The sequence below is a fragment of the Nocardioides pakistanensis genome, assembly GCF_054781215.1.
This window is the reverse complement of the sequence record NZ_BAAGUV010000024.1, coordinates 1-25,892: the sequence shown is the minus strand read 5'-3', so window position 1 is coordinate 25,892 and position 25,892 is coordinate 1. Positions and strand designations below refer to the sequence as shown.

The following is a 25,892-nucleotide window of genomic DNA, read 5'->3' as shown; positions in this document are numbered from 1 at the left end:
TCCTAGTGGTGGTACTCGCCGCAGTTGACGTCGAGGCACTGGCCGGTGATCCCGCGCGCCAGGTCGGAGGCGAGGAAGACCACGGCGTCGGCGATCTCCTCGGGCACCGGCAGCCGGCGCAGGTCGCACGCCGCGGCGGTCTCGTCGTACACCTGCTGGTGGGTCACGCCGCGCTCGCCGGCGAGGTAGTCGAAGTACCACTTCAGCGAGTCGGCGTAGATGTAGCCCGGTGCGACGGAGTTGACCCGCACACCGCGGGGGCCGACCTCCGAGGCGAGCGTCTGCGCCATCGCGAGCAGCGCGGCCTTGCCCATCTTGTAGGCGCCGTACTCCGGGCTGCTGTGGCGCAGCACCGCGGAGTTGATCATCACGATCGACCCCTGGGTCTGCTCCAGCGCCGGGACGAACACCTTCGACATCCGCAGCGACCCGAGCACGTTGGTCTCGAACCCGGCGCGGACCGCGTCGAAGTCGGCCTCGCTCACCGGCTCGATCGGCGGCATCACGAACGCGTTGTTGACCAGCGCGTCGACCCGCCCGAGCTCCTCGAGGGTGCGGTCGAGCAGCGCCTGCGCCGAGCTGTCGTCGGTGATGTCGGTCGGGACGACGAGTGCCGTGCCGCCGACCTCCTGCACGGCCGCGGCCACCTTCTCGAGGCGCTTCTCCGTCCGCGCAGCGAGTACGACGCTCGCCCCGGCCCGCGCCGACTGCAGGGCGATCGCCGCACCGAGGCCGGGCCCGATGCCGGACACGACCACGACCCGGTCGTCGAGCAGGCCCATCAGCTGATCATCCTGCGCGCGACACCGACCTGCCGCTCGGCGATCCGCGCGGCGTACTGCTCGGGGCTGACCCGCTGCTCGTCGAAGTACGGCACCTTCTCGGCCAGGTCCTCGAACCGCACCACCTCGGCCTGCGGGCCGTCGTCGGCGGTCAGCTCGCGGGAGAGCCGCTGCCAGCGCAGCATCATCACACCGCGGGTGTGGCCGGTGGTCTCCAGCCAGTTCGCGATGCCGGGGTCCTGGGCGCTGACCACGTAGCGCAGCATCCCGTCGGGGTCGGTGTGCGACTGGGCCGCGGTGAGCGAGGTCTGGTGGTTGACGTAGTCGGTGGAGATGTACCACGCCGAGCCGATCTGGATCGCCTGGTAGGCGCACTCGGCCTTCGGCACGGTGACCACCAGCGCCTCGTCGTCGGCGAGCTCGTAGTGGCCGATCGAGGAGAACTGGCTCGACAGCCCGCCCGGCGTCACCTGCGGGACGGTGAGCGTGTTGACCGGCTCCTTGTAGGTGAACCACTCGGGGAAGGCGAACCAGGTGTTGATCCGGCCGACCAGCATCTTCGCCGCGACGGCGTAGCGCTTGGCCATCTGCTCCACCGAAGGGGAGGGCGGGACCGTGCCCAAGGTGTCCACGCGGTGGATACGCAGGTCGCCGCGCTCCTCGGCGGACCAGTCGCTGAACACCTCCCGCACGATCAGGATCGAGCTGCCCGGCGCCAACGTGAAGTAGCTGGCCGGCGGGTCCTCGCGTTTGGGGCCGAACCGGATCTCGAAGCTCCCGTCCGCGGCGACCTCGATCGCGCGGTCGTCGAACGCCGCCACGCTGTCGGGGGCCTCGGCCGGTGAGTAGTTGCCGTTCATCACCTGGAAGGAAAGGTCCGCGCACGTCCCGCGGCGGCCGGTAACGACGTACTCCGCGGTGTCCTCGATGTAGGCGTGGAAGTAGATCGCGTCGGGGTTGTCCAGGCCCTGCTTGGAGTACTGGTGCGTGGAGTTGATGAACACCGGGTGCGCGAGGTCGTAGCCGAACGCCGCCTGCAGCGAGGCCCGGATGCCGCCGGCGAGGTACTCGTAGCCCTCCGCGAGGTCCTGCTCGGTGCGGATGAACGACGCGCCCTCGATCAGCCGCTCCGCCTCCGCGACCGCGTCGCTGAACGGACGGGTCAGCTCCCTGCCCGCGACGCTCTCGAGCAGGTGGGGCCCCTGGGCGCTCGTCATGCCTTCACCTTCGCGACCACGGACTCGGCGAACCGCTCGAGGTGCTCGACCTTCTTCTCCAGCGGCTCGGTGTCGGGCCCCTTCACGTAGGGCACCCGGAAGCCGACGATCACGTCGGTCACGCCCTTGTCCTCCAGCCGCTTGATCCCGTCGGGGGAGTAGGCGTCCATCGAGATCACGTGGATCTCGAACGGCTTGTCGCTCACGCCCTCCGCGGCGCGGAGCTTGGCGAGCTTGTCCAGCAGCACGTTGAGCTCCTCGGCGTCACCGCCGGCGTGCATCCAGCCGTCGCCGCGGGTGACCGCCCGGCGCAGCGCGGCGTCGCTGTGGCCGCCGACGAGGATCGGGATCGGCTCGGTGGGGGCGGGCGTCATCTTCATCGCCGGTACGTCGAACACCTCGCCGTGGTACTCGAACCAGCCGCCGGCGGTGAGGCCGCGGACGATGTCGATCGCCTCGTCCATCCGCTTGCCGCGGCCCTTCCACGGCACGCCCATCGCGGTGAAGTCCTCCGGCCAGGGGCTCAGTCCCACGCCCAGGCCGAGCCGGTTGCCGGTGAGGTAGGCGATCGAGCCGGCCTGCTTGGCGACCAGCACCGGCGGTCGCACCGGCAGCTTGAGCACGAACGGGGTGAACCGGATCCGCTCGGTGACCGCGCCCATCGCCGCGATCAGCGTGAAGGTCTCGATGAACTCCTTGTCCTCGAGGAACTCCCGGTCGCCGTCGTCGGTGTAGGGGTAGGTCGCGTCGGACTCGCGCGGGTAGATCAGCGAGTCCGCGACGGTCATCGAGTCGTAGCCGGCCGCGTCGGCCGCCTGTGCCAACGGCAGGTAGTACTCCGCCCGGGTCATGGCCTCGGCGTAGGTGAATCGCATCGGGTGGCTCCCTGGCGTTGGGGACGAGTCGGCCTCATGCTAGAACCTGTTTCAGTTTTCGACCAGACCCCGGACGGTGCCCGTGCTCGACGTACAGCTGATCTCGGACCGGCTCGAGATCGCGGACCTGCTCACCCGCTACACCCGCGCGATCGACACCGGCGAGTGGGACCGCCTCGACGAGGTGTTCACTCCCGACGCGACCATCGACTACACCGCGACCGGTGGCATCGAGGGGGAGTTCCCGAAGGTCAAGGCCTGGCTGGCCGAGATGCTGCCGATGTTCCCGCGCCGCCACCACGTGATCGCCCAGTCCGAGGTCGAGGTGACCGGCGACGAGGCGACCGTGCTCGCCTACTTCCTCAACCCGATGGTGCTCCCGCAGCCCGACGGCAGCGAGCTGCTGTGGGAGTTCGGCGGCTACTACCGGCACCGGCTGGTGCGCACCGCCGCGGGCTGGCGCTCGGCGCGGCTCGTGGAGGAGCTGGTCTGGAAGCGCGGGGTCTGACCACGGTACGGCGGTCACTGGGCGCCACTTGGCGACCCGACTAGGCTGGCGCCGATGGTCGAGGACGACGAGAAGCCGTGGTACCGACCCCTCCTGGTGGGGCTCGGCGCGCTGCTCGGCGTCGCCGTGCTCGTCGGCGGGCTGATCGGCGTGGTCGCGCTCGGCGTGGTCAACGTCGCCGGCGTCGGCGAGGAACGCGCGACCGTCGAGGAGGAGCCCAGCCTGCACATCCCCGACCGCACACCCGGCCAGCGCACCGAGGACGACGACCAGGGACTGACCCTCGAGGACCTCAACGGCGGCGTCGACCCCACCGAGTCGGAGTCCCCGTCCGAGTCGGCCTCCCCGTCGGCCGAGCCGAAGAAGAAGAAGAAGAAGCGCAAGCCGCCCAAGTCGGTGATCAGCCTGTCGGCGAGCCCGGTCGAGGTCGCGCCGATGGAGCGGATCTACCTCACCGGCACCTACCCGGGTGGTGAGGGCGCTTCGCTGCAGGTGCAGCGGTTCGAGGGCGGCTGGCAGAACTTCGACGCCTCGGCGTCGGTCAGCGGCGGCACGTTCTCCAGCTACGTGATGACCGGCCGGTCGGGACCCAACAAGTTCCGGGTCGTCGACACGGCCAGCGGCAAGGCCTCCAACCCGGTCACCATCCGGGTCCGCTGACCGCCGTACGATCGCCGGCATGCCGTTGCGCACCCAGATCACCCTGTTCAAGGCCGTCGCAGTCGCCGAGGCGCTTTCGTGGGCGGGCCTGCTCGTCGGTATGTACCTCAAGCACGTCGCCGGCACCACCGAGCGCGGGGTGCAGGTCTTCGGTGCGCTGCACGGAGGGATCTTCGTCGCCTACGTCGCCCTCGCGCTCCTGCTCGCGTGGCGACTGCGCTGGTCGCCGAGGGTGGCGCTGACCGCGCTCGCCTGCTCGGTCCCGCCGTTCGCCACCGTGATCTTCGAGGTGTGGGCCTCGCGCACCGGCCGGTTGACCCTGCCGGCCGCCGACGCCGAGCGCGAACCGCAACCGGTCGGCTGAGCCGGACGGGAGAGCGCCGATGGGTGGGGCGGACCTGCCGGGGGCGGGCGTCGCGGAGGCCGGCGGCCCGGCCCGGGTCGTGCAGTACCTCCAGCTCGTGCTGGCCTGCACCGTCCTCGGGGTCGGTGTGGCACTGCTGCTCGAGGCCTCGATGGGCTCGGACGGGTACTCCACCCTCGTCAGCGGCCTGACCCTGGCCACCGGGGTGCCGTTCTGGCTGATGAACATCCTCGTCGGGGCCGCGTTCATCGGCCTCGCCTGGGTGCGCGGGACCCGCCCCGGGCCGGGCACTCTGGTGCAGTGGTTCCTGGTCGGGATCGTGATCTCGGCGGTGATGGCGGTGGTGCCCGAACCGACCTCGCTGGCGGTCAGGGCGGGGCTGCTGGTCCCGGCCCTGGCGCTGATCGCCGTCGGGGTGGCTGCCTACCTGGCCAGCGCGACCGGCGCCGGCCCGGCCGAGGCGATGGCGCTCGCGTGGGACCCGCCGCTGCCGTTCCGGTGGAGCTACAACCTCGTGCAGTTCGGCGGTGCGGCCGCCGGCTGGCTGCTCGGCGCGGCGGTCGGCCCCGCCACCGTGCTGGTGTTCCTGCTGCTCGGCCCGCTCGTCGACCTGTTCCGGCGCACCTTCCCGCGCCTCGAGCGGGGCCCTCGACCCCGCGCCTGACCCGGGCCGGCCGGGTGGCCCGGATCACAGATCCGGTCCGGAACCCCCGGGAACAAGGGGTGCGTGTGCTGCGTTGTCCCCAGTGACAAGAGTTGAGTTGAACCCACTCAAGTTGTTTGACAGTCTCTTGTTGGCGGGAGTCACGAGCAACCGCCCCTGAAGCAGACCAAGAAGCAACACCTCGCCACCGTGGCGGGGGAGATCCGTGGAGGTAGACACATGGCACGCGCGGTCGGCATCGACCTGGGTACGACGAACTCCTGCGTCGCCGTACTCGAGGGTGGCGAACCCACCGTCATCGCAAACGCAGAGGGTGCCCGGACCACCCCGTCCGTGGTGGCCTTCGCCAAGAACGGCGAGGTGCTCGTCGGCGAGGTGGCCAAGCGTCAGGCGGTCACCAACGTCGACCGCACCATCCGCTCGGTCAAGCGCCACATGGGCACCGACTGGAAGACCAAGATCGACGACAAGGACTTCACGGCGCAGCAGATCTCGGCCTTCGTGCTGCAGAAGCTCAAGCGCGACGCCGAGGCGTACCTCGGTGAGACCGTCACCGACGCCGTGATCACCGTCCCGGCGTACTTCTCCGACGCCCAGCGCCAGGCCACCAAGGAGGCCGGTGAGATCGCGGGCCTCAACGTCTCCCGCATCGTCAACGAGCCGACCGCGGCCGCGTTGGCCTACGGGCTCGACAAGGAGAGCGACCAGACCATCCTGGTCTTCGACCTCGGCGGCGGCACGTTCGACGTGTCCCTGCTCGAGATCGGCGACGGCGTGGTGGAGGTGAAGGCGACCTCCGGTGACAACCACCTCGGTGGTGACGACTGGGACAACCGGATCGTCGAGTGGATGGTCAAGAAGTTCAAGGACTCCAACAACGTCGACCTCGGCGCGGACAAGATCGCCCGCCAGCGTCTGCAGGAGGCCGCCGAGAAGGCGAAGATCGAGCTGTCCGCCTCGAGCGAGACCACGATCCACCTGCCCTACATCACCCACGGCGAGTCCGGCCCGCTCCACTTCGAGGAGAAGCTGACCCGCTCGGAGTTCCAGAAGATCACCGCCGACCTGCTCGAGCGCACCAAGAAGCCGGTCGAGCAGGTGCTCAAGGACGCCGGCCAGGACATCTCCAAGATCGACCACGTGATCATGGTCGGCGGCTCGACCCGGATGCCCGCGGTCACCGAGCAGGTCAAGCAGCTGCTCGGCGGCAAGGAGCCCAACAAGGGCGTCAACCCCGACGAGGTCGTCGCGGTCGGTGCCGCGCTGCAGGCCGGCGTGCTCAAGGGCGAGGTCAAGGACGTCCTGCTGCTCGACGTCACCCCGCTGTCGCTGGGCATCGAGACCAAGGGTGGCGTGATGACCAAGCTGATCGAGCGCAACACCACGATCCCGACCAAGCGGTCCGAGGTGTTCACCACCGCCGACGACAACCAGCCCTCGGTGCAGATCCAGGTCTACCAGGGCGAGCGTCAGATGGCGGCGCAGAACCAGCCGCTCGGCAACTTCGAGCTGACCGGCCTGCCGCCGGCTCCGCGCGGCGTGCCGCAGATCGAGGTCACCTTCGACATCGACGCCAACGGCATCGTGCACGTCTCGGCGAAGGACCGGGGCACCGGCCGCGAGCAGTCGATGACGATCACCGGCGGCTCGGCGCTGTCGAAGGAAGACATCGACAAGATGATCAAGGACGCCGAGCAGTACGCCGAGGAGGACCGCAAGCGTCGTGAGGCGGTCGAGGCCCGCAACCAGGCCGACAGCCTCGTCTACACGACCGAGAAGTTCCTCTCCGAGAACGCCGAGAAGATCCCCGGTGACGTCAAGACCGAGGTCGAGGCCGACGTCGAGGCGCTCAAGAAGCTGCTCGAGGACGAGAACGCCGACAAGGACGAGCTCGCCGCGGCGACCTCGAAGCTCGGTGAGTCCAGCCAGAAGATGGGTGCGGCGATGTACGCCGCCGGTGAGTCCGAGGCCGCCGCTGCCGGCGGTACGACGGGCACCGGGGACTCCGACGAGGACGTCGTGGACGCCGAGATCGTCGACGAGGACAACGAGGGTGAGAACAAGTGACCTCTGCTGACCACCAGCACGAGAGCACCGCAGCCGAGCAGGCCGGGACCGCGCCCGGCCAGGACGTCACCGGCGCCGGGGCCCCGCAGGACACTGCGGGCCCCGGCCCCCGGGAGGGCGTCGCCGAGGGCAACGGCGAGGGCATGGCCGGGGACACCCCGACCGAGCTGGTCGCCGACCTGGCCAAGGCGCAGGAGGACGTGGCCACGCTGACCGGCGACCTGCAGCGGCTGCAGGCCGAGTACGTCAACTACAAGCGTCGGGTCGACCGCGACCGGGAGCTGGTCAAGCAGAACGCCACCTTCGCCGCGCTGTCGGCGATGCTCCCGGTGCTCGACGACATCGACCGGGCCCGGGAGCACGGCGAGGTCGAGGGCGGCTTCAAGGCCGTCGCGGACTCGCTCGAGCGGATCGTGACCGGGCTGGGCCTGGAGAAGTTCGGGGCACCCGGTGACGAGTTCGACCCGAACCTGCACGAGGCGCTCATGCACGCCACCTCTCCGGAGGTGTCGACGACCGTGTGCCAGAACATCGTGCACGCCGGTTACCGGATCGGTGACCGGGTCGTGCGGCCGGCACGAGTGACCGTGGTCGGTCCCGAGTCCGAGGGCTCGGCCGACGCACAGCAGTAACCGACGACGAACCACCGGAGGGGAGGTGCGCGCATGACCACCGCTGACTGGGCGACCAAGGACTTCTACAAGGTGCTCGGGGTCTCCAAGGACGCATCGGCCGAGGAGATCAAGAAGGCGTACCGCAAGCTTGCGCGCGCCAACCACCCCGACTCCAACCCCGGCGACAAGGCCGCCGAGGAGCGCTTCAAGGCCGTCGCCGAGGCCTACGACGTGGTCGGCGATGCCGAGAAGCGCAAGAAGTACGACGAGCTGCGCACCTACGGCGGCGGGTTCGGGCCCTTCACGGGGACCCGCACCGGCGGCGGCCGCGGTGGCAGCCAGACCTTCGACATGGGCGACTTCCTCGGCGGCCAGCACGGCGGCGGCGGGGGCGGGTTCAGCGACATCTTCGGCACGATGTTCGGCGGGGGCGGACGCACCCGCCAGCAGGCGCCGCGCCGAGGGGCCGACATCGAGACCGACGCCACGATCAGCTTCGTCGACTCGGTCGAGGGCGTGACCGTGTCGCTGCGGCTCAGCTCCGACGCACCCTGTGGCGACTGCAACGGCACCGGCGCCCGCTCGGGCACGGTCCCGCGGGTCTGCCCGGAGTGCGAGGGCACCGGGATGCACGCCGCGTCCGTGGGCGGTGCGTTCACGATGACCGAGACCTGCCCGGCCTGCCGCGGTCGTGGCCTGGTCGTCGACGACCCGTGCCCGACCTGTCACGGCTCGGGCCGCGGGCTGTCCTCGCGGACGATCCAGGCCCGGATCCCCGCCGGAGTCAAGGACGGCCAGCGGATCCGGCTGCGCGGCAAGGGGGCCAGCGGCGAACGCGGTGGCCCGGCCGGTGACCTCTTCGTGAACGTCAAGGTGACCCCGCACCCGGTCTTCGGCCGCAAGGACGACAGCCTGACCGTGACCGTGCCGGTGAGCTTCGACGAGGCCGCGCTCGGCGCCGAGATCAAGGTGCCCACGCTGACCGGTGCGCCGGTGACGGTGAAGATCCCGCCGGGCACGCCCAACGGCAGGACCTTCCGGGTCCGCGGCAAGGGCGTGCACCGAAAGGACGGACATCGGGGCGACCTGCTCGTCACCGTCGAGGTGCACGTGCCCGCCGTACTCAACGACAAGGCCAAGGAGGCCGTCGCGGCCTACCGGGAGGCGATGGCGGGCAGCGACCTGCGCGCCAACCTGTTCGCCGGAGGTGCCCGATGACCACGCCCCAGCGGCCGGTGCGTCAGGGCGGCGCGGGCCGACGCGCTCGCGCCGAGGCGCCCGGACCCGATGTCCCGGTCTACGTGATCTCGGTGGCCGCCGAGCTGACCGGCCTGCACCCGCAGACGCTGCGCGCCTACGACCGGATGGGCCTGGTCCGCCCCGGCCGCACCGGTGGCGGTGGGCGCCGCTACTCCTGGCGCGACATCGAGATGCTGCGCGAGGTCGCCGAGCTGACCGCCTCCGGGATCGGCCTGGAGGGGGTCAAGCGGATCCTCCAGCTCGAGCACCAGGTCGACGCCCTGCGGCACCGGGTCTCCGAGCTCGAGGACGAGCTGACCGCGACCCGCTACGCGCTCCAGCAGACGCTCGCCGAGGCCAAGGCACAGAGCAGCCAGAACCTTCCCGCGCTCCGCCCGTCGAGCCACGCCGTCACCATCTGGCGGCGCGGCCGGGTCTGAGCGCCCCCCCCCAGCACCACCCGTCGCACGCAAAGGACGCACCCATGGACGCATCGAAGTTCACCACGCGCAGCCAGGAGGCGATCAACACCGCGATCTCCACGGCTGCCTCCTCCGGCCACGCCCAGGTCGAGGCCGTGCACCTGCTCGCCGCGCTGCTCGCGCAGGCCGACGGTATCGCCCGCCCGTTGTTCGAGGCCGCCGGCGTGCAGCCGCAGTCGGTGATCGCCGGGGTCGAGACGGAGCTCAAGAAGCTCCCGGCCGCTTCCGGTACGACGGTCAGCGCGCCGTCGTACTCCCGTGCAGCGCTGTCGATCCTCAGCAAGGCCGGCGACATCGCCGCCGAGATGAAGGACGACTACGTCTCCACCGAGCACCTGCTGATCGCCGCCGCGACCGTCGAGTCGCCGGTGCAGAAGGTGCTCACCGACGCCGGCGCCACCGCCGACGCGCTGCGCGCCGCGCTGACCAGCGTCCGCGGCAACCGCCGGGTCACCACCCAGGACCCGGAGGCCACCTACCAGGCGCTGGAGAAGTACGCCGTCGACCTGACCGCGCGTGCCGCCGAGGGCAAGCTCGACCCGGTGATCGGCCGCGACGCCGAGATCCGCCGCGTCGTCCAGGTCCTCTCGCGGCGCACCAAGAACAACCCGGTGCTGATCGGCGAGCCCGGCGTCGGCAAGACCGCCGTCGTCGAGGGCCTCGCCCAGCGCGTCGTCGACGGCGACGTGCCCGACTCCCTCAAGGGCCGCCGGGTGCTGAGCCTCGACCTGGCCGCGATGGTGGCCGGCGCGAAGTACCGCGGCGAGTTCGAGGAGCGGCTCAAGGCCGTCCTGGAGGAGATCAAGTCCTCCGAGGGCCAGGTCATCACGTTCATCGACGAGCTGCACACCGTCGTCGGCGCCGGCGCGGGCGGCGACTCCGCGATGGACGCCGGCAACATGCTCAAGCCGATGCTGGCCCGCGGCGAGCTGCGGATGATCGGCGCGACCACCCTCGACGAGTACCGCGAGCGGATCGAGAAGGACCCCGCCCTCGAGCGCCGGTTCCAGCAGGTCTTCGTCGGCGAGCCGTCGGTGGAGGACACCGTCGCGATCCTGCGCGGCCTGCAGGAGAAGTACGAAGCCCACCACGGCGTGAAGATCACCGACCAGGCGCTCGTGGCCGCGGCGATGCTGTCGGACCGCTACATCACCGGCCGTCAGCTGCCCGACAAGGCGATCGACCTCGTCGACGAGGCCGCCTCCCGGCTGCGGATGGAGATCGAGTCCTCCCCCGAGGAGATCGACCAGCTGCGCCGCGCCGTCGACCGGCTGAAGATGGAGGAGCTCGCGCTCGAGCGGGAGACCGACGAGGCCTCCAAGGACCGGCTCGAGAAGCTGCGCGCCGACCTCGCCGACCGCGAGGAGGAGCTGCGTGGCCTCGAGGCCCGCTGGGAGCGCGAGAAGGCCTCCCTCGAGGGCTCCGGCGAGCTGCGCAAGACCATCGACGCGCTGCGCAGCGAGGCCGACCGGTTCCAGCGCGAGGGCGATCTCGCGAAGGCCAGCGAGATCCTCTACGGCCGGATCCCCGAGCTGGAGAAGCAGATCGCCGAGGCCGAGGCCGCCGAGAGCGCGCACGCCGGGGAGGAGCCGATGGTCCGCGAGGCCGTCGGTCCCGAGGAGATCGCCGAGGTCGTCGAGGCCTGGACCGGGATCCCCACCGGCCGGCTGCTCGAGGGCGAGACCGCCAAGCTGCTCCACATGGAGGAGGTCATCGGCAAGCGCCTGATCGGCCAGGAGTCCGCGGTCGCCGCCGTCTCCGACGCGGTACGACGCTCGCGGGCCGGGATCTCCGACCCCAACCGGCCGACCGGCTCGTTCCTCTTCCTCGGCCCCACCGGCGTAGGCAAGACGGAGCTGGCCAAGTCGCTCGCGGACTTCCTGTTCGACGACGAGCGGGCGATCGTGCGGATCGACATGAGCGAGTACTCCGAGAAGCACAGCGTCGCCCGGCTGGTCGGTGCTCCCCCCGGCTACGTCGGCTACGAGGAGGGCGGCCAGCTCACCGAGGCGGTCCGCCGCCGGCCGTACTCCGTCGTGCTGCTCGACGAGGTCGAGAAGGCCCACCCCGAGGTCTTCGACATCCTGCTGCAGGTGCTCGACGACGGCCGGCTCACCGACGGCCAGGGCCGCACGGTCGACTTCCGCAACACGCTGCTGATCCTGACCTCGAACCTCGGGTCGCACTTCCTGGTCGACCCGCTGCGCGACCCGGAGGAGAAGCGCGAGTCGGTGATGACCGTCGTCCGGCAGTCGTTCAAGCCGGAGTTCCTGAACCGGCTCGACGAGATCGTGATGTTCGACGCGCTCACCGAGGCGCAGCTCTCGCACATCGTCGACCTGCAGGTCGCCGAGCTCAACCGGCGGCTCGCCGTCCGGCGGATCGACCTCGAGGTCACCGAAGCCGCCCACGAGTGGCTCAGCCGCACCGGCTACGACCCGGCGTACGGCGCCCGTCCGCTGCGCCGGCTGGTGCAGACCGCGATCGGCGACCCGCTCGCCCGGCTGCTGCTCTCCGGCGAGGTCCTCGACGGCAGCAAGGTCGTCGTGGACGTCGACGAGGCGGGCGAGGGTCTGACCCTGCGGTCGGCCGCCCATGATGCAATGGCGTCATGACCGAGCAGACCAAGACCGCCCGGCCCAGCCAGGTCACCATGGCGGGCTGGATGGCGGCGATCGCCGCGGGGCTGCTCGTGCTCTCCCTGTTCGACTCCGTGGCGAACCTGCAGTCGGTCGAGTTCCGCGACTCCGTCGAGGAGTTCCTGTCCACCCCGCCCGGCAGCGGTCTGGGCGTGGGTGTCGACGGCGTGGTCGAGGTGGTCCGCTGGCTGCTGCTGCTCTCCGGGGCGGCAGCAGCGGCGGCCGGCATCCTCGCGATCTACGTGCTCCAGCGCCACAACGGAGCGCGGGTCGGGTTCACGGTCGCGGCCGGGCTGTTGATGCTGATCACCGTGTTCACCATGCCGGCGCTGAACAGCTTCCTGCCGATCCTGATCGCGGTCGCCGCCACCTGGCTGTGGACCAGGCCGGCGCGGGAGTGGTTCGCCGGCGTGCCGGCCGCCTCCCGCGCCGTTCCGTACGCCGGGCGGCACGCCCGCTCCCGAGTGGAAGGCAACATCGTGTCCTCTGAGAACCACCCTCCGCAGCCCGACGGGCCCGGGTCCGAGAGCGGGCAGGGCCCGGACGAGACTGCGCCGTGGCCGCGGATGCCGGAGGACGCCTCCGGCCGGCCGCTGCCGCCGCCGACGCAGGGCTTCGGCCAGCCGGGCGGCCAGCCGGGCGGGCAGCCGTCCGGTCCCGGTGGGCAGCAGGGCCAGCCGTATCCCCAGGGTGGCTACCCGCCGCCCCCGGGACAGCAGCCCGGCTACGGACGGCCGCAGTACGGCCAGCCCCAGTACGGCCAGCCCCAGTACGGGCAGCCCCAGTACGGGCAGCAGGGCCAGCCGCCGTACGGTCAGCCCCAGTACGGGCAGCAGGGCCAGCCGCCGTACGGTCAGCCCCAGTACCCCGGCTACGGCCAGCAGCCGGGCTACGGCCAGCCGGCGTACCCGTACGCACCGCAGGGTATGACGCGCGCCAGCGACCCGGACGCACGGCCGGGCACCGTCACCGCCGCCGCCTGGATCACCTGGGTGCTCTCCGCACTGACCCTGGGACTGTTCCTGCTCGCGGCGCTGGCGATGTCGGTCTCCCGCGACGAGATGGTCGACCAGATCGAGTCCACGCCGGAGTTCCGCGACCTCAACGTGCCGATGGACGACGTGATCGCCGCCGTGTGGGTGGTGCTCGCGATCACGATCTTCTGGAGCCTCGCGGCGATGGTGCTCGCCTGGTTCGCCTACCGCCGTCAGAACTGGGCGCGGATCACCCTCGTCGTCTCCGCGGCGGTCGCCGCACTGGGCAGCCTGCTGACGTTCCCGGTCGGGTTGATCCACACCCTCGGCGCCGGCGCGGTCATCGCGCTGCTGTTCATGGGCGGCGCCAACGAGTGGTACGCCCGCCGTGGCGCCCAGCAGGCGCCGTACGTCGGCGGCTTCCCCGGCTACGGCCAGCCGGGCTCCACCTTCGGCCAGCAGCCGGGCCAGCCGGGGACGCAGCAGTACGGCGGCCAGGGCGGCCAGCAGCAGTACGGCGACCAGGCCGGCCAGCACGGGGAGGGCGACGACGCCTCCCGACGCGGCAAGGACGAGCCGCCGTCCAACGTCTGGTGATGCGACGGATCGCGGCCTAGCCGCGCGAGAGATGGGCCACGCAGCGGCTCGGCTCGACGAGCGGTTCGAGTGTGTCGACGGTCGCAGGCGCGCCGATCTGCTCGAGCACACCGCGCATCAGCCCCAGGTGGATCGAGCAGACCACCTCGTTGTGCTCCGCAGCGACCTCGAGGAAGGGGCAGTGACTGATCTCCAGCCGCAGGGAGCCTGGTTCGTCGACCACGTGCGAGTCGAACCCCATCCGGTCCAGCGCCTGGACGAGCGAGTCGAGTGCTTCCGGCTCCCGTGGTCGCCGAAACGGCTCGGGCGCCGGCGTGAGGTAGCGGCCCCACGCCTCGCCGGCCTGCTCCGCGGAGCCGCCTGGGTCGGGAAGCCTGTCGGCGAGGAAGCTGGTAAGGATCTCAGCGAGCAGGCGGTAGCTGCGGTGGGCCACCGGGGGCGCTGTCGTGGCGGCGGCGTACAGCACCTTCGGGCGCCCGGGCGTGCTGCGCTCCTCGCGCCGCCGGGTCACCAGACCGTCCTCGGTCAGAGCGTCGAGATGGAAGCGCACGGAGTTCACGTGGAGGCCGAGCCGGGCGCCCGCTGCGGCCGCGGTCATCGGTTCGGCGGCGTCCTGGAGCAGCGCCAGCACACGCGCCCGGGTCGGCCCCAGCCCGCGTGCGACGTCGTCGCTTCCTCGCTCCGTTGTCCCCATCACGTCCATGTTTCCATGTCCGCGCACGCTCGTTCGGTCACCCGGCGATCTCGGCGGCGGCGTGCGGGGTGGTGACCGGTCCGCCGGTCGAGCCGGGGTCGAGCCCACGGGCGAGGAGCTGCGTCCCCAGCCACTCCACCGCGGCCGTGCCCGTCCTCGGGTCGCCGGCGCCGGTCGCGACGACCGGCACGGTGTTGCTGCCGTCGCGCCGCCAGGCCTCGTCCCACGCGCCGACCAGGCGCCAGGCGGAGTTGGTGACCGGACTCCCTGTCGCGTTCACCGCGTAGCCCCAGCGTCGAAGCCGGGCGCTGGGAGTCGAACCGCTGCGGATCGCGTCGACCAGGAGGGTGCGGACGACCCTGTGGTCGCCGAGGTCGAGGGAGTGCATCCAGAACGCCTCGAACAGCAGGTCCCTCACCTCGGCGGCGACGCCGGCGACGTGTGCCTCGGCGTATCCGGACACGGCCGCCGCGGTGTACGGGACGAAGCCGGCCAGCGAGTAGGGCAGGCGTTCCCCGGGGAGCAGGTGACTCACGACGTGGTCCATCTCCGCACGGAGCGCGGTGAAACGCAGCGAGCTGTCGGCGAACCGGCTCGGCCGCCACGGCGCGTGCTCGACCGCGCGCCACTCCACATCGACCCCGCCCTCCGCGAGCGCGGCGACCCGACGTGAAGCCAGGTAGCTCCACGGGCAGTTGAAGTCGCCGTAGACGACGATCCGGTCGACGCTCACGGTGTCGTCCGCGCGATGCGGATCCGCCACACCTCCGGGCCCTCTTCCAACGGATACCACGCGAACTCGCCCTGGTGCTCGGCGGCGAACTGGTAGTACAGCGGCTTCGGGTCGTGGTCGTTGACCAGCTCGAACGCCTCGCCGGCCGCGAGCGCGCCGTAGGTCTCGAAAATCAGCTGGTGGCGGCGGGCCGGGGGCTCCTGGCGGACGTCGAGCTCGTGGGTCATGGAGGTCTCCTCACGGAACGGATGTCGATGTACATTCGTTTTTACAAGTTGTTCGTCAATATTGCAACGGGGGAGTGAGGAGGGACCCGCGTGACCTACGTGATCGGCGAGCCGTGCATTGACGTGAAGGACCGGGCGTGTGTCGACGAGTGCCCGGTGGACTGCATCTACGAAGGGGAGCGGTCCCTCTACATCCAGCCAGACGAATGCGTCGACTGCGGCGCGTGCGAGCCGGTGTGCCCGGTCGAGGCGATCTTCTACGAGGACGACCTGCCGGAGGACCTCGAGGCGTACCACGAGGACAACGCGCGGTTCTTCACCGACGTGCTGCCCGGGCGCAGCGAGCCGATCGGTTCACCGGGCGGCGCGGCCAAGCTCGGGGCGATCGGCGTGGACACCGAGCTGGTCGCCGGTCATCCCCCGCGGGAGGCGTAGACCACCTGTCGCACGGATGGCCGGTGGCGACCGGTCAGCGCCGTGGAGTCAGGAGTCGCGGTCCCGCCAGTAGTCGTTGGCTGCCGCGATCGTGGCGAACTCGATGGCCACGACGTGGCCGGCCATCGTGAGCGACTCCGCGTTCGACGCGTAGTCGGGCCGCAGAGACTTCCGCACCTCGGCGTCCGGTTGGATGGCACCGATCGTCTTGCGCGCCATCGCGATCGCCAGCTCGCGGCCCTCCTGGGGCGTGGCGGTGATCAGCGTGTTTCCGGGAACGAGCTCCATCGGTCGAGACCTCTCTGTCGGCGCTGCGACATGTCCGGCGAGGGTGCCGGGCTCTGGTCGCATCCTGGCACGGCGGGATCGTTGCCGGAAGCGCGTCCTCAGGCGTGCAGGTCGGAGCTGACCAGCCGCCGGACGCCCTCCTCGAGCACGTCGGCCTCCTTGCAGAAGGCCCAGCGCACCTTGTGCCGGCCCTCGTCGAGGTCGTCGTAGAACGCCTGGGACGGGATCGCGACGACGCCCGCCTTCTCCGGCAGCGCCCGGCAGAACTCCAGCCCGTCGGCGTAGCCGTACCGGCTCACGTCGGTGGTGACGAAGTAGGTCCCCTCGGGCACGTAGACGTCCATGTCGAGCTTGCGCAGCCCCTCGCACAGCTGGTCGCGCTTGACCTGCAGCTCACGGGCCAGCCCGCGGTAGTAGTCACCCTCCTGGTCCAGGGCGTGCGCGATCGCGGGCTGCAGCGGCGAGCCGGAGGTGAAGGTCAGCCACTGCTTGGCCGCCTCCACCGCCCGCACCCGCGGCTCCGGCCCGGTGGCCCAGCCGACCTTCCAGCCAGTGAACGAGAACGTCTTGCCCGCGCTCGACAGCGTCACCGTGCGCTCGAACATCCCCGGCAGGGTGGCCAGCGGGACGTGCTCGTGCTCCTCGTACACCAGGTGCTCGTAGACCTCGTCGGTGACCACGACCAGGTCGTGCTCACTGGCCACCCGTGCCACGGCGGCCAGCTCGTCGCGGGTCAGCACGGTGCCGGTGGGGTTGTGCGGGGAGTTGAGCAGGATGAGCGTCGTACGGTCGGTGACCGCTGCGCGCAGCGCGTCCACGTCGAGGCGGAAGTGCGGGGCGCGGAGCGTGACGGGGCGGCGCACCGCGCCGGCCATCTGGATCATCGCGGTGTAGGAGTCGTAGAACGGCTCGAGCACGATCACCTCGTCGCCGGGGTTGACCAGACCGAGCGGGTCGAGGCGATCCCCTCGGTCGCGCCGGTGGTAATCACGACCTCGCGGTCCGGGTCGAGGTCGAGGCCGTAGTGACGGGCCTGGTGCGCGGCGACCGCGCGGCGCAGCGACGGGACCCCGACGCCGGGCGCGTACTGGTTGTGGCGGCCGCTGCGCAGCGCCTCCACGGCGGCCTCCACCACCGACGCCGGCCCGTCGCGGTCGGGGAAGCCCTGCCCGAGGTTCAGCGCCCCGGTGCTGACGGCCAGCGCCGACATCTCCGAGAAGATCGTGCCCCGGATGCCGCGCAGCCGCTCGGCCACCCGCTCGGTCGAAGGTGCGGTGTTCGGGTCGGTTGCTGCCATACCCGCGACTGTAACCGGCGGCGTCAGTCATCATGGGGGCCGTGAGTACCGACACCGGAGCACCCAGCGCCCCCGCCACGGACAGCGAGCCGTCCGGCGACGAGCCGGCGCGGCCCCCGCGGCGGAGGGGCGTCACGTTCTGGGTCGGCATCCTGCTGGTGCTCAGCGGACTGGGCATGCTCGGCTACGTCGCCTGGGAGATGTGGGGCACCACGCTGGTCTCCAAGCAGACCCAGCAGCGGCTGGTCGAGGAGCTGGACGAGGAGTGGTCGGTGGCTCCCGGCTCGACGCTCGAGCAGGCCGAGCCCGAGGTCCCCCTCGGCGAGGGCATCGCCCTGATCCGGATCCCCGCCTTCGGCGACGACTACGTGGTGCCGGTCCTGCACGGCATCGGCGACGACGAGCTCTCCTCCGGCTACGGCCACTTCCCCGAGTCGGCGATGCCGGGCGAGAGGGGCAACTTCGCCCTCGCCGCGCACCGGATCACCCACGGCGAGCCGCTGCGCGACATGCCGAAGCTCCAGCCCGGCGACGAGGTGATCGTCGAGACCCGCGACGCGGTGTACACCTACGAGCTGCTCACCGACCCCAACGACCTCGTGGTCACCTTCGAGGACGTGTGGGTGGTCGACCCGCTGCCGCGCAACCCGCGCGGGGGCGTCCAGCCTCCCCAGGAGCGCGGGCAGAAGCTGATCACGCTGACCACCTGCTCGGAGCTGTTCCACACCGACAACCGGATGATCTCCTTCGGCAGGCTCGTCGACACCGAGCCCAAGGCCGCTGGGACCGCTGGCTAGAGTCCGGGACATGAGCGACCGCGACGCACTCCTCGACCAGGTCAAGCGCAAGGCCGTCGTGCACGGCAAGGTCACCCTCTCCTCGGGCAAGGAGGCCGACTACTACGTCGACCTGCGCCGGGTCACGCTCGACGCGCAGGCCGCCCCGCTCGTCGGGAGGGTGATGCTCGAGCTCACCGCGGACTGGGAGTACGACGCCGTCGGCGGCCTCACCCTCGGCGCCGACCCGGTCGCGATGTCGATGCTCCACGCCGCCGCCGCGCAGGGCCGTCAGCTCGACGCGTTCGTCGTCCGCAAGGCGGAGAAGACCCACGGCATGCAGCGCCGGATCGAGGGTCCCGACGTCGCCGGGCGCCGCGTGCTCGCCGTCGAGGACACCTCCACCACGGGCGGCTCCGTGCTCACCGCGGTCGAGGCGCTCCGCGAGGCCGGGGCCGAGGTCGTCGGCGTCGCGGTGATCGTCGACCGGGCCACCGGCGCCAAGGAGCGGGTCGAGGCCGAGGGCTGCGACTACGTCTACGCCTACGGGCTCGACGACCTCGGACTGTCGTGAGCCAGCTCGACGGCGTGGCCGGCTGGGCCGTCGACCTCATGGAGCGGCTCGGCGGCCCCGGAGCCGGCCTGGCGATCGCCCTGGAGAACCTCTTCCCGCCGATGCCGAGCGAGGTGATCCTCCCGCTCGCCGGCTTCACCGCGAGCCAGGGCGACTTCTCCCTGGTCAGCGCCCTGCTGTGGACCACGCTGGGCTCGGTCGTCGGCGCCCTGGTCATGTACTACCTCGGGGCGGCGCTCGGCCGTGACCGGATGTACCGGATCTGGGACCGGCTGCCGCTGGTGAGCCTGGACGACCTGGAGCGGACCGAGCAGTGGTTCGGGCGGCACGGCCGCAAGGCGGTCTTCCTCGGCCGGATGATCCCGCTGTTCCGCAGCCTGATCTCGGTCCCGGCCGGACTCACCCGGATGCCGCTGCTGCAGTTCGTCGTCCTCACCCTGGCCGGCAGCGCGATCTGGAACACCGTGTTCGTGCTCGCCGGCTACCAGCTCGGCGAGCAGTGGCACCGTGTCGAGGGCTACGCGAACCGGTTCCAGGGCCTGGTGCTGGTGGCTGCGGGAGCGGTCGCGGTCTGGTTCGTGGTGACCCGCCTGCGCCGGGACATCCGCGACGCGAGGAAGCGACCGCTGTGACCGCCGACGACGCCCGCCCCGCGCGGCCGGCCGGTGCGCGCCACTGGCTGGCGACGGTGACCAACGCCGTCCGCGGGTTCCTGATCGGCATGGCCGAGCTGGTCCCGGGCGTCTCCGGGGGCACGGTCGCGCTGGTCACCGGCGTGTACGACGCGCTGATCGACTCCGCCACCCACGTCCTGTCCGCCCTCAAGAACCTCGTCGTCGGTCCGCACCGCCTCGCCGGAGCGGCGGCCGAGCTGCGGCGCACGAACTGGCTGCTCGTCGCGCCGGTCCTGATCGGCATGGCGGCCGCGGTGCTCACCATGGCCGGCGTGATGGGCTCCTTCGTCGAGGACCACCCCGAGCACGCGCGCGGGCTGTTCCTCGGTCTGGTCGCGGCGAGCGTCGTGGTGCCGATCAGCATGCTGCCGCCCCGGCTGATCACGACCCACCGGCACCGGCTGCGCGACGGCGTCGCCCTCGGCGGGGCGGCGGTGCTCGCGTTCTGGCTCACCGGGCTGTCCAGCGGGAGCACATCGAGCTCACCGCCGTACCCGATGGTCTTCCTCGCCGCCGCGGTCGCGATCTGCGCGCTCGTGATCCCCGGGGTCTCCGGGTCGTTCTTCCTCCTCGCGGTGGGGCTGTACCAGCCGACGATGGACGCGGTGCACGAGCGCCAGCTGGAGTACATGCTCGTCTTCGCCGCCGGTGCGGCCGTCGGGCTCGCGTCCTTCGTGCAGGTGCTGCACTACCTGCTGCGGCACAAGCGCCGGATCACGCTGCTGGTGATGGCCGGCCTGATGGTGGGCTCGTTGCGCGCGCTGTGGCCGTGGCAGGGCGACGGCTCGCGGGTGGAGGGCGAGATCAAGGGGGCCGGGGAGCTGCTCGCGCCGTACGACCCGTGGCTGGGGCCGACGCTGCTCGCGGTCGTGGGCGTCGCCGCGGTGCTCGTGCTTGTCCTCGTCGAGCGCCGGCTGTGGGCGCGCCGCGACACCGAGGCGGTCATCGAGGCGGCCGGTGGCTGACGGCGTCCCCGAGCAGCCCGAGGAGCGGCGCGCGCCGTACGACCCGATGCCGCACGGTCCCGCGGAGGTGGGGGTCGGCCCCTGGCAGGGCGAGTGGCCCGAGGGGGAGCAGTACGACGAGCACCTGCTCGCCGAGGGGGACCGGCGCAACGTCGTGGACCGCTATCGGTACTGGACGATGGAGGCGATCGTCGCCGACCTCGACACGCGCCGCCACGACTTCCACGTCGCGATCGAGAACTGGCAGCACGACTTCAACATCGGCACGATCGTGCGCACCGCCAACGCCTTCCTGGCCAAGGAGGTGCACATCGTCGGCAACCGGCGGTGGAACCGTCGCGGGGCGATGGTGACCGACCGCTACCAGCACATCCGGCACCACGCGACCGCCGCCGACCTCGCGGCGTACCTCCACGAGCAGGGGGTCGTACTGCTCGGCATCGACAACCTCCCGGGCTCCCGGCCGATCGAGACGCTCGAGCTGCCCAGGCGGTGCTGCCTGCTGTTCGGCCAGGAGGGGCCTGGTCTCTCCTCGGGCGCGCGGGAGGCGTGCGACGGGACCTTCTCGATCGCGCAGTTCGGCTCCACCCGTTCCATCAACGCCTCCGCCGCGGCCGCGATCGCGATGCACACCTGGATCCGGCAGCACGCCGACCTCTCCGGCGCCGACGCCTGGCGCGGCTGAGCTCGCCGGCGCACGGCGTCTGGGGGGCCGGCTGAGCTCGCCGGCGCACGGCGTCTGAGGGGGCCGGCGAGCCGGGCGGACGGCCTAGCCCGCAGGCTGGTCGACGACCTCGAGGAGGAGGTCCTCCTTGGCGACGTCGAGGTCGACCCGGTGCTTGAGGACGGTGTCGGGATCGCAGTCCAGCACGACCACCGCGCAGATCGGCGAGTGGCCGGCGGCCTCGACCACCGCCGGGTCCCACGACACGATCGCGTCGCCGGGCTCGACGTGGACGCCCTCCCCGACGAGCAGCTCGAAGCCCTCGCCCTGCATGTGGACGGTGTCGACGCCGAGGTGGACCAGGACCGCCTTGCCGAGAGCCCTGTCGTGCACCACGAACGCGTGCGGATGGAGCTTCACGAGCGTCCCGGCCATCGGGGCCACGGCGACCTGCCGGCCGGGCAGCGGTGCGATGGCACGCCCGGGACCGACCAGGCCCTTGGCGAAGACCGGGTCGGGGATGTCGCTGACCGCGAGCACGTGACCCGCGACCGGTGAGAACACCCGAAGGGTCAAAGCATCTCTTCGATGTCGCTGGCCAGGGTGTCGGCGGCGGGCCCGACGACCACCTGGATCACCGAGCCGGCCCGCATGACCCCGTGGACCCCGGCGTTCTTGAGCGCCTGTTCGTCGATGAGCGTGCTGTCTGCGACCTCGGTGCGCAGGCGGGTGATGCAGGCCTCGACCTCGACGATGTTCGATCTGCCGCCGAGCCCCCGGACGATCTGCTCTGCTTGGCTCATAACCGCATTCAACCACCCGGGTCCACCGAGATCCGGACACGTCTGGTCAGCCGCTGCCCGTTCTTGACACGTGCGTCCCGGTTGAGCACCGTCGGGGCAGGCGAAGCGACGAGGAGGCCGATGAGCGCTGCAGAGCCTACGGGGGACCGGCCGGCCAGGTCGGACGCTCGGCAGAAGGGTCTCGGGGTGTTGCAGCGCCTCGGCCGGAGCCTGATGCTGCCCATCGCGGCCCTGCCCGTTGCCGCGCTGCTGTTCCGGCTCGGCCAGCCCGACATGCTCGGTGCGGGGGAGACCGGTCTGGCGCTGGCCACCCGCTGGTCCTGGCTGGAGCCGGTGGCCGCCGTACTCGCGGCGGCGGGGGGCACGATCTTCACCAACCTCGGCCTGCTGTTCGCCGTCGGCGTCGCGGTCGGGTTCGCGAGGAGGTCCGACGGGGCGACCGGGCTGGCCGCGGTGATCGGCTACCTCGTCTTCGACGCGGTGACCGACGCGATGTCCCCGCACGTGCTGCCGGCCGCCGACGTCACCGACGGCGGGGTCGTGGAGTACGGCGTGTTCGGCGGGATCCTCGTCGGGCTCACGACCGCGCTGCTGTGGCAGCGGTTCTACAAGGTCAAGCTGCCGCCGTACCTGGCCTTCTTCGGCGGCCGCCGCTTCGTGCCGATCGTGACCGCGCTGGCCACGCTCCTGCTCGGGGTCGTGCTGTCCTTCCTGTACCCCGCCTTCGACCGCGGCCTGACCGCGCTCGGTGAGTGGCTGGTGCAGAACCACATCGCGGGTGCGGGGGTCTACGGGTTCGCCAACCGGCTGCTGATCCCCTTCGGCCTGCACCACATCCTCAACTCCGTCCCGTGGTTCGTGGTCGGGGAGTTCGAGACCGAGACCGGCCACGTGGTGCACGGCGACATCGCACGGTTCCTCGCCGACGACCCGACGGCCGGCTCGTTCATGACCGGGTTCTTCCCGATCATGATGTTCGCGCTGCCGGCCGCGGCGCTGGCGATCTACCACGAGGCCCGGCCGGAGCGGCGCAAGATCGTCGGCGGGCTGATGCTCTCCGGCGCGTTGACCTCGTTCCTGACCGGGGTCACCGAGCCGCTGGAGTTCGCGTTCATGTTCGTGGCCTGGCCGCTGTTCCTGATCCACGCCGTGCTGACCGGCACGTCGCTGGCACTGGTGAACGCGCTCGGCATCAAGGACGGGTTCGGCTTCTCGGCCGGGTTCATCGACTACGCGCTGAACTTCACCACCGCCGAGGACCCGCTCTGGCTGGTCCCGATCGGGCTCGGCTACGCCGCGGTGTACTACGTGCTGTTCCGGTTCGCGATCCGTCGCTTCGACCTGACCACCCCGGGCCGTGAGTCCGAGGACCCGGCGCCCGGCCGGGATGCCGAGGACCCCGCGACCGGCCGGGACTAGGGACCCTTCGGATTCAGGACCGTCGGCCCGGTGACCTGGGTCGCCGGGTGACCCCGGGCCTTCTAGAGTGGGGAGCGGTCCGCCCGCGGACCCTGACCCGCCATCGTCCGACACAGGAGACAGCCCGATGCCTATCGCGACCCCCGAGGTCTACGCCGAGATGATCCAGAAGGCGAAGCAGTCGTCCTTCGCCTACCCGGCGATCAACGTGACGTCCTCGCAGACCCTCAACGCTGCCCTCAAGGGCTTCGCCGACGCCGGCAGCGACGGGATCATCCAGATCTCCACCGGTGGCGCGGAGTACCTCTCCGGTCCGTCCATCAAGGACATGGTGACCGGGTCGCTGGCGTTCGCCGCCTACGCCCGTGAGGTCGCGAAGAAGTACCCGGTCAACGTCGCGCTGCACACCGACCACTGCCCGAAGGACAAGCTCGACAAGTTCGTCCGACCGCTGCTCGAGATCTCCGCGGAGCGGGTGAAGGGCGGCGAGGACCCGCTGTTCCAGTCGCACATGTGGGACGGCTCCGCCGTACCTCTCGACGAGAACCTGCAGATCGCCCAGGAGCTCCTCGAGAAGGCCGCGGCCGCGAAGGTGATCCTCGAGATCGAGGTCGGCGTCGTCGGCGGCGAGGAGGACGGGATCGTCGGCGAGATCAACGAGAAGCTCTACACCACCCCCGAGGACGCGCTCGCCACCGTCGAGGCGCTCGGCACCGGTGAGAAGGGCCTTTACATGACCGCGCTGACCTTCGGCAACGTGCACGGCTCCTACAAGCCCGGCTACGTGAAGCTACGCCCGGAGATCCTCAAGCACGCGCAGGACGCGGTCGTCGAGAAGCTCGGGCTCGAGGCCGGCTCGAAGCCGTTCAACCTGGTCTTCCACGGTGGCTCCGGCTCGACTGCCGAGGAGATCGCGGCCGCCTGCGACTACGGCGTGGTGAAGATGAACGTCGACACCGACACGCAGTACGCGTTCTCCCGCCAGGTTGCCGACCACGTGTTCAAGAACTACGACGGCATGCTGAAGATCGACGGCGAGATCGGCAACAAGAAGACGTACGACCCCCGCGCCTGGGGCAAGGCCGCCGAGGCCGGGATGGCCGCGCGCGTCGTCGAGGCCTGCGAGAACCTCCGCAGCGCCGGGACCTCCGTCTCCGCCTGATCCCCCTCCCCAAGTAACGCGGGGTTATGGACGCTCCACACGCGGCATGACGCGGGTGAACCGTCCACAGCCCTGAGGAAGTACGTCGCCCGGGTGGCCGCCGCAGCAGCGGTGGCCACCCGGCTGCACAATGGGCCAATGCCTTTCGAAGACCTGATGGCCGGTCCGCCCCCCACCCACCTGCCCGAGGACCCTGCCGCCGCCGAGCTCGGCGCCGGCATCCCGGCCGCGACCGTGGTCCGGAGCCACCCCGAGTCGCCGCTGGCCTGGGCGGTGCTCGCCGAGACCGCCCTCGAGGACGGCTCGGCCGACGACGTCACCGCCTACGCCTACGCCCGGGTCGGCTACCACCGCAGCCTCGACCTGCTCCGCCGCAACGGCTGGAAGGGGCACGGGCCGGTGCCGTGGGAGCACGAGCCGAACCGGGGGTTCCTGCGTGCACTGGCTGCGCTCGCCAAGGCCGCCGGGCGGATCGAGGAGCTCCCCGAGGCCGAGCGCTGCCGCGAGTTCCTGCGCGACTCCAGTCCCACGGCGTACGACGAGCTCCTCGGCGCCTGACAGCCATTCCCGGATTCGCCCCGGCCCGCCGCCGGCCCACCCCGGTGTAACGCGGGGTTATGGACGCTGCACACGCGACAGGACGCGTGCGAAGCGTCCACGCGACGTGGTGGGTTGGCCGCCCGTCGTCCACGTCGGGCGCCGCGCCGGGGTCGTCCACAGGTTTGCGGTGGGACGGCCCCGCCTGGCCAAGGGGTGGCCATGCTCGCCGCATGCGACCTGAGCTTCGAGGCCGAGCGACCCGCCAGGGCGGGGTGATCACCCGCCGCGACGCGGCCGCCTGCGGCTACACCGAACGTGAGCTGAAGACCCTGACCGGGCACAACGGCGACTGGGTCGTCGTGCGGCGCGGGTGCTACGCCGAGCGCCCGCTGTGGGACTCCCTCGACGAGGACGGGCGGTACCTGCTCGGTGTCTGGGCCGTCCACCTGACTGCCGCGCGTGATCCCGTGGTGAGCCACTGCTCGGCGGCTGCGGCGCTCGGGATGCCGCTCCGGCCCCGGTGGCGAGCTCTGGCCCATGTGACGCGGCCGGATGTCCGCGGCTCGCGCACGGAGAACGGGGTCAAGCATCATCTCGGGTCGTTCCTGCCCGACGACCTGGTCGACGTCTCCGGCTTGAGGGTGACGAGCCTGGCGCGCACGGCGCTCGACATCGCCCGCGAGCACGGGTTCGAGGACGGCGTCGTGGCGGCTGACGCGGCACTGCGGATGGGCGCGGCGCGCGAGGAGCTCGCCCGGGGGCTGGAGCTCATGACGCACTGGCCCGGGGTGACGGCTGCCAGGGCCGCGGTGCAGGTTGCGGACGGCGGAGCAGAGAACGTGGCAGAGACGCTGTTGAGACTCATGGTGATCGAGCTGGGGATGGGGGTCCCCGTGTCGCGCGTCAGACTTCGTGGCAGAGGAGTTAGTTGATCCTCTGAGCATGGAAGCGAGACAAGA

General features: G+C 71.2%; 31 protein-coding genes. 20 read left to right on the top strand and 11 right to left on the bottom strand.

Annotated features, from left to right (window positions below):
• Positions 1-2: 2 nt before the first annotated feature.
• From ACYVIH_RS11025 to ACYVIH_RS11015, 3 genes are read right to left on the bottom strand one after another with little or no spacing between them, the layout of a single operon-like run.
• On the bottom strand, positions 3-782 hold the full coding sequence (locus ACYVIH_RS11025; RefSeq protein WP_460869232.1) for an SDR family oxidoreductase: 780 nt from the start codon (positions 780-782) through the stop codon (positions 3-5).
• Entirely contained in the window at positions 782-1,999 is a 1,218-nt protein-coding gene (locus ACYVIH_RS11020) for a hypothetical protein (RefSeq protein WP_460869230.1), read from the bottom strand. Before ACYVIH_RS11020 ends, ACYVIH_RS11025 begins: the two co-directional genes overlap by 1 nt.
• The gene (locus ACYVIH_RS11015; protein WP_460869228.1) at positions 1,996-2,874 is read right to left on the bottom strand and encodes a TIGR03619 family F420-dependent LLM class oxidoreductase; all 879 of its coding nucleotides are present in this window, start codon (positions 2,872-2,874) and stop codon (positions 1,996-1,998) included. Before ACYVIH_RS11015 ends, ACYVIH_RS11020 begins: the two co-directional genes overlap by 4 nt.
• A gap of 76 nt (positions 2,875-2,950) precedes the next feature.
• On the opposite strand from ACYVIH_RS11015, the gene ACYVIH_RS11010 reads away from it, so the two are divergent.
• The 10 genes from ACYVIH_RS11010 (at position 2,951) to ACYVIH_RS10965 (ending at position 13,682) form a co-directional block, all read left to right on the top strand.
• Positions 2,951-3,382: a nuclear transport factor 2 family protein gene (locus ACYVIH_RS11010; protein ID WP_460869226.1), complete on the top strand. Its 432-nt coding sequence runs from the start codon at positions 2,951-2,953 to the stop codon at positions 3,380-3,382.
• 54 nt (positions 3,383-3,436) lie between these two features.
• On the top strand, positions 3,437-4,042 hold the full coding sequence (locus tag ACYVIH_RS11005; RefSeq protein ID WP_460869223.1) for a hypothetical protein: 606 nt from the start codon (positions 3,437-3,439) through the stop codon (positions 4,040-4,042).
• Positions 4,043-4,061: 19 nt separating this feature from the next.
• Entirely contained in the window at positions 4,062-4,406 is a 345-nt protein-coding gene (locus ACYVIH_RS11000) for a DUF3817 domain-containing protein (RefSeq protein ID WP_460869221.1), read from the top strand.
• A gap of 19 nt (positions 4,407-4,425) precedes the next feature.
• A complete protein-coding gene (locus ACYVIH_RS10995) occupies positions 4,426-5,070 on the top strand; it encodes a YczE/YyaS/YitT family protein (protein ID WP_460869219.1) in 645 nt (214 codons plus the stop codon).
• A 219-nt stretch (positions 5,071-5,289) separates the two neighbouring features.
• Positions 5,290-7,137: a molecular chaperone DnaK gene (gene dnaK / locus ACYVIH_RS10990; RefSeq protein ID WP_460869217.1), complete on the top strand. Its 1,848-nt coding sequence runs from the start codon at positions 5,290-5,292 to the stop codon at positions 7,135-7,137.
• A complete protein-coding gene (gene grpE, locus ACYVIH_RS10985; protein ID WP_460869215.1) occupies positions 7,134-7,769 on the top strand; it encodes a nucleotide exchange factor GrpE in 636 nt (211 codons plus the stop codon). The genes dnaK and grpE overlap by 4 nt, the downstream gene beginning before the upstream one ends.
• A gap of 33 nt (positions 7,770-7,802) precedes the next feature.
• Entirely contained in the window at positions 7,803-8,969 is a 1,167-nt protein-coding gene (gene dnaJ, locus ACYVIH_RS10980) for a molecular chaperone DnaJ (RefSeq protein WP_460869213.1), read from the top strand.
• Positions 8,966-9,430 carry a heat shock protein transcriptional repressor HspR gene (locus tag ACYVIH_RS10975; protein WP_460869211.1) on the top strand — a complete coding sequence of 155 codons (465 nt, stop codon included), beginning with the start codon at positions 8,966-8,968 and terminating at the stop codon, positions 9,428-9,430. The genes dnaJ and ACYVIH_RS10975 overlap by 4 nt, the downstream gene beginning before the upstream one ends.
• A gap of 44 nt (positions 9,431-9,474) precedes the next feature.
• On the top strand, positions 9,475-12,087 hold the full coding sequence (gene clpB, locus ACYVIH_RS10970; protein WP_460869209.1) for an ATP-dependent chaperone ClpB: 2,613 nt from the start codon (positions 9,475-9,477) through the stop codon (positions 12,085-12,087).
• A complete protein-coding gene (locus ACYVIH_RS10965) occupies positions 12,084-13,682 on the top strand; it encodes a hypothetical protein (RefSeq protein ID WP_460869207.1) in 1,599 nt (532 codons plus the stop codon). The genes clpB and ACYVIH_RS10965 overlap by 4 nt, the downstream gene beginning before the upstream one ends.
• Before the next feature lie 16 nt (positions 13,683-13,698).
• Here the strand turns inward: ACYVIH_RS10965 and ACYVIH_RS10960 are convergent, their stop codons facing one another.
• The 3 genes from ACYVIH_RS10960 to ACYVIH_RS10950 are packed head-to-tail and all read right to left on the bottom strand — an operon-like array spanning position 13,699 to position 15,336.
• Positions 13,699-14,376 carry a helix-turn-helix transcriptional regulator gene (locus tag ACYVIH_RS10960; protein WP_460869205.1) on the bottom strand — a complete coding sequence of 226 codons (678 nt, stop codon included), beginning with the start codon at positions 14,374-14,376 and terminating at the stop codon, positions 13,699-13,701.
• A 37-nt stretch (positions 14,377-14,413) separates the two neighbouring features.
• A complete protein-coding gene (locus ACYVIH_RS10955) occupies positions 14,414-15,109 on the bottom strand; it encodes a DsbA family oxidoreductase (RefSeq protein WP_460869203.1) in 696 nt (231 codons plus the stop codon).
• A complete protein-coding gene (locus ACYVIH_RS10950; RefSeq protein ID WP_460869201.1) occupies positions 15,106-15,336 on the bottom strand; it encodes a DUF2249 domain-containing protein in 231 nt (76 codons plus the stop codon). The genes ACYVIH_RS10955 and ACYVIH_RS10950 overlap by 4 nt, the downstream gene beginning before the upstream one ends.
• A 90-nt stretch (positions 15,337-15,426) precedes the next feature.
• Here ACYVIH_RS10950 and fdxA point away from each other — a divergent pair, with 90 nt between their 5' ends.
• Positions 15,427-15,771 (top strand): ferredoxin, encoded by a 345-nt coding sequence (gene fdxA / locus ACYVIH_RS10945; RefSeq protein ID WP_460869199.1) that lies wholly within the window; start codon positions 15,427-15,429, stop codon positions 15,769-15,771.
• Positions 15,772-15,819: 48 nt separating this feature from the next.
• Here the strand turns inward: fdxA and ACYVIH_RS10940 are convergent, their stop codons facing one another.
• The 3 genes from ACYVIH_RS10940 to ACYVIH_RS10930 all read right to left on the bottom strand — a co-directional run bounded on the left by ACYVIH_RS10940 (position 15,820) and on the right by ACYVIH_RS10930 (position 17,356).
• Positions 15,820-16,059 carry a hexameric tyrosine-coordinated heme protein gene (locus tag ACYVIH_RS10940; RefSeq protein ID WP_460869197.1) on the bottom strand — a complete coding sequence of 80 codons (240 nt, stop codon included), beginning with the start codon at positions 16,057-16,059 and terminating at the stop codon, positions 15,820-15,822.
• A 98-nt stretch (positions 16,060-16,157) separates the two neighbouring features.
• On the bottom strand, positions 16,158-16,976 hold the full coding sequence (locus tag ACYVIH_RS10935; RefSeq protein WP_460869195.1) for an aminotransferase class I/II-fold pyridoxal phosphate-dependent enzyme: 819 nt from the start codon (positions 16,974-16,976) through the stop codon (positions 16,158-16,160).
• A gap of 2 nt (positions 16,977-16,978) precedes the next feature.
• Positions 16,979-17,356, bottom strand: coding sequence for an aminotransferase class I/II-fold pyridoxal phosphate-dependent enzyme (locus ACYVIH_RS10930; protein WP_460869193.1), 378 nt, complete (start codon positions 17,354-17,356; stop codon positions 16,979-16,981).
• A gap of 41 nt (positions 17,357-17,397) precedes the next feature.
• On the opposite strand from ACYVIH_RS10930, the gene ACYVIH_RS10925 reads away from it, so the two are divergent.
• From ACYVIH_RS10925 to ACYVIH_RS10905, 5 genes are read left to right on the top strand one after another with little or no spacing between them, the layout of a single operon-like run.
• The gene (locus ACYVIH_RS10925; protein ID WP_460869191.1) at positions 17,398-18,153 is read left to right on the top strand and encodes a class E sortase; all 756 of its coding nucleotides are present in this window, start codon (positions 17,398-17,400) and stop codon (positions 18,151-18,153) included.
• A 10-nt stretch (positions 18,154-18,163) separates the two neighbouring features.
• The gene (pyrE, locus tag ACYVIH_RS10920) at positions 18,164-18,706 is read left to right on the top strand and encodes an orotate phosphoribosyltransferase (protein ID WP_460869189.1); all 543 of its coding nucleotides are present in this window, start codon (positions 18,164-18,166) and stop codon (positions 18,704-18,706) included.
• Positions 18,703-19,338, top strand: a complete 636-nt coding sequence (locus ACYVIH_RS10915; protein WP_460869187.1) for a DedA family protein — start codon at positions 18,703-18,705, stop codon at positions 19,336-19,338. Before pyrE ends, ACYVIH_RS10915 begins: the two co-directional genes overlap by 4 nt.
• Positions 19,335-20,345 (top strand): DUF368 domain-containing protein, encoded by a 1,011-nt coding sequence (locus ACYVIH_RS10910; protein WP_460869185.1) that lies wholly within the window; start codon positions 19,335-19,337, stop codon positions 20,343-20,345. The genes ACYVIH_RS10915 and ACYVIH_RS10910 overlap by 4 nt, the downstream gene beginning before the upstream one ends.
• A 46-nt stretch (positions 20,346-20,391) precedes the next feature.
• On the top strand, positions 20,392-21,030 hold the full coding sequence (locus ACYVIH_RS10905) for a TrmH family RNA methyltransferase (protein WP_460869336.1): 639 nt from the start codon (positions 20,392-20,394) through the stop codon (positions 21,028-21,030).
• 84 nt (positions 21,031-21,114) lie between these two features.
• Here ACYVIH_RS10905 and ACYVIH_RS10900 read toward each other — a convergent pair whose 3' ends face one another.
• Together ACYVIH_RS10900 and ACYVIH_RS10895 are read right to left on the bottom strand one after the other, a co-directional pair.
• Complete coding sequence (locus ACYVIH_RS10900; RefSeq protein WP_460869182.1) at positions 21,115-21,585, bottom strand: PTS sugar transporter subunit IIA; 471 nt, start codon at positions 21,583-21,585, stop codon at positions 21,115-21,117.
• Positions 21,582-21,812: a glucose PTS transporter subunit EIIB gene (locus tag ACYVIH_RS10895; RefSeq protein ID WP_460869179.1), complete on the bottom strand. Its 231-nt coding sequence runs from the start codon at positions 21,810-21,812 to the stop codon at positions 21,582-21,584. Before ACYVIH_RS10895 ends, ACYVIH_RS10900 begins: the two co-directional genes overlap by 4 nt.
• Positions 21,813-21,932: 120 nt before the next feature.
• On the opposite strand from ACYVIH_RS10895, the gene ACYVIH_RS10890 reads away from it, so the two are divergent.
• The 4 genes from ACYVIH_RS10890 to ACYVIH_RS10875 all read left to right on the top strand — a co-directional run bounded on the left by ACYVIH_RS10890 (position 21,933) and on the right by ACYVIH_RS10875 (position 25,865).
• Positions 21,933-23,231, top strand: coding sequence for a PTS transporter subunit EIIC (locus tag ACYVIH_RS10890; protein WP_460869177.1), 1,299 nt, complete (start codon positions 21,933-21,935; stop codon positions 23,229-23,231).
• A gap of 127 nt (positions 23,232-23,358) precedes the next feature.
• Positions 23,359-24,393 (top strand): class II fructose-bisphosphate aldolase, encoded by a 1,035-nt coding sequence (gene fbaA / locus ACYVIH_RS10885; RefSeq protein WP_460869175.1) that lies wholly within the window; start codon positions 23,359-23,361, stop codon positions 24,391-24,393.
• A 138-nt stretch (positions 24,394-24,531) separates the two neighbouring features.
• Entirely contained in the window at positions 24,532-24,951 is a 420-nt protein-coding gene (locus ACYVIH_RS10880; protein WP_460869173.1) for a DUF3151 domain-containing protein, read from the top strand.
• 212 nt (positions 24,952-25,163) lie between these two features.
• On the top strand, positions 25,164-25,865 hold the full coding sequence (locus ACYVIH_RS10875) for a hypothetical protein (protein ID WP_460869171.1): 702 nt from the start codon (positions 25,164-25,166) through the stop codon (positions 25,863-25,865).
• The last annotated feature ends 27 nt before the right edge of the window (positions 25,866-25,892 follow it).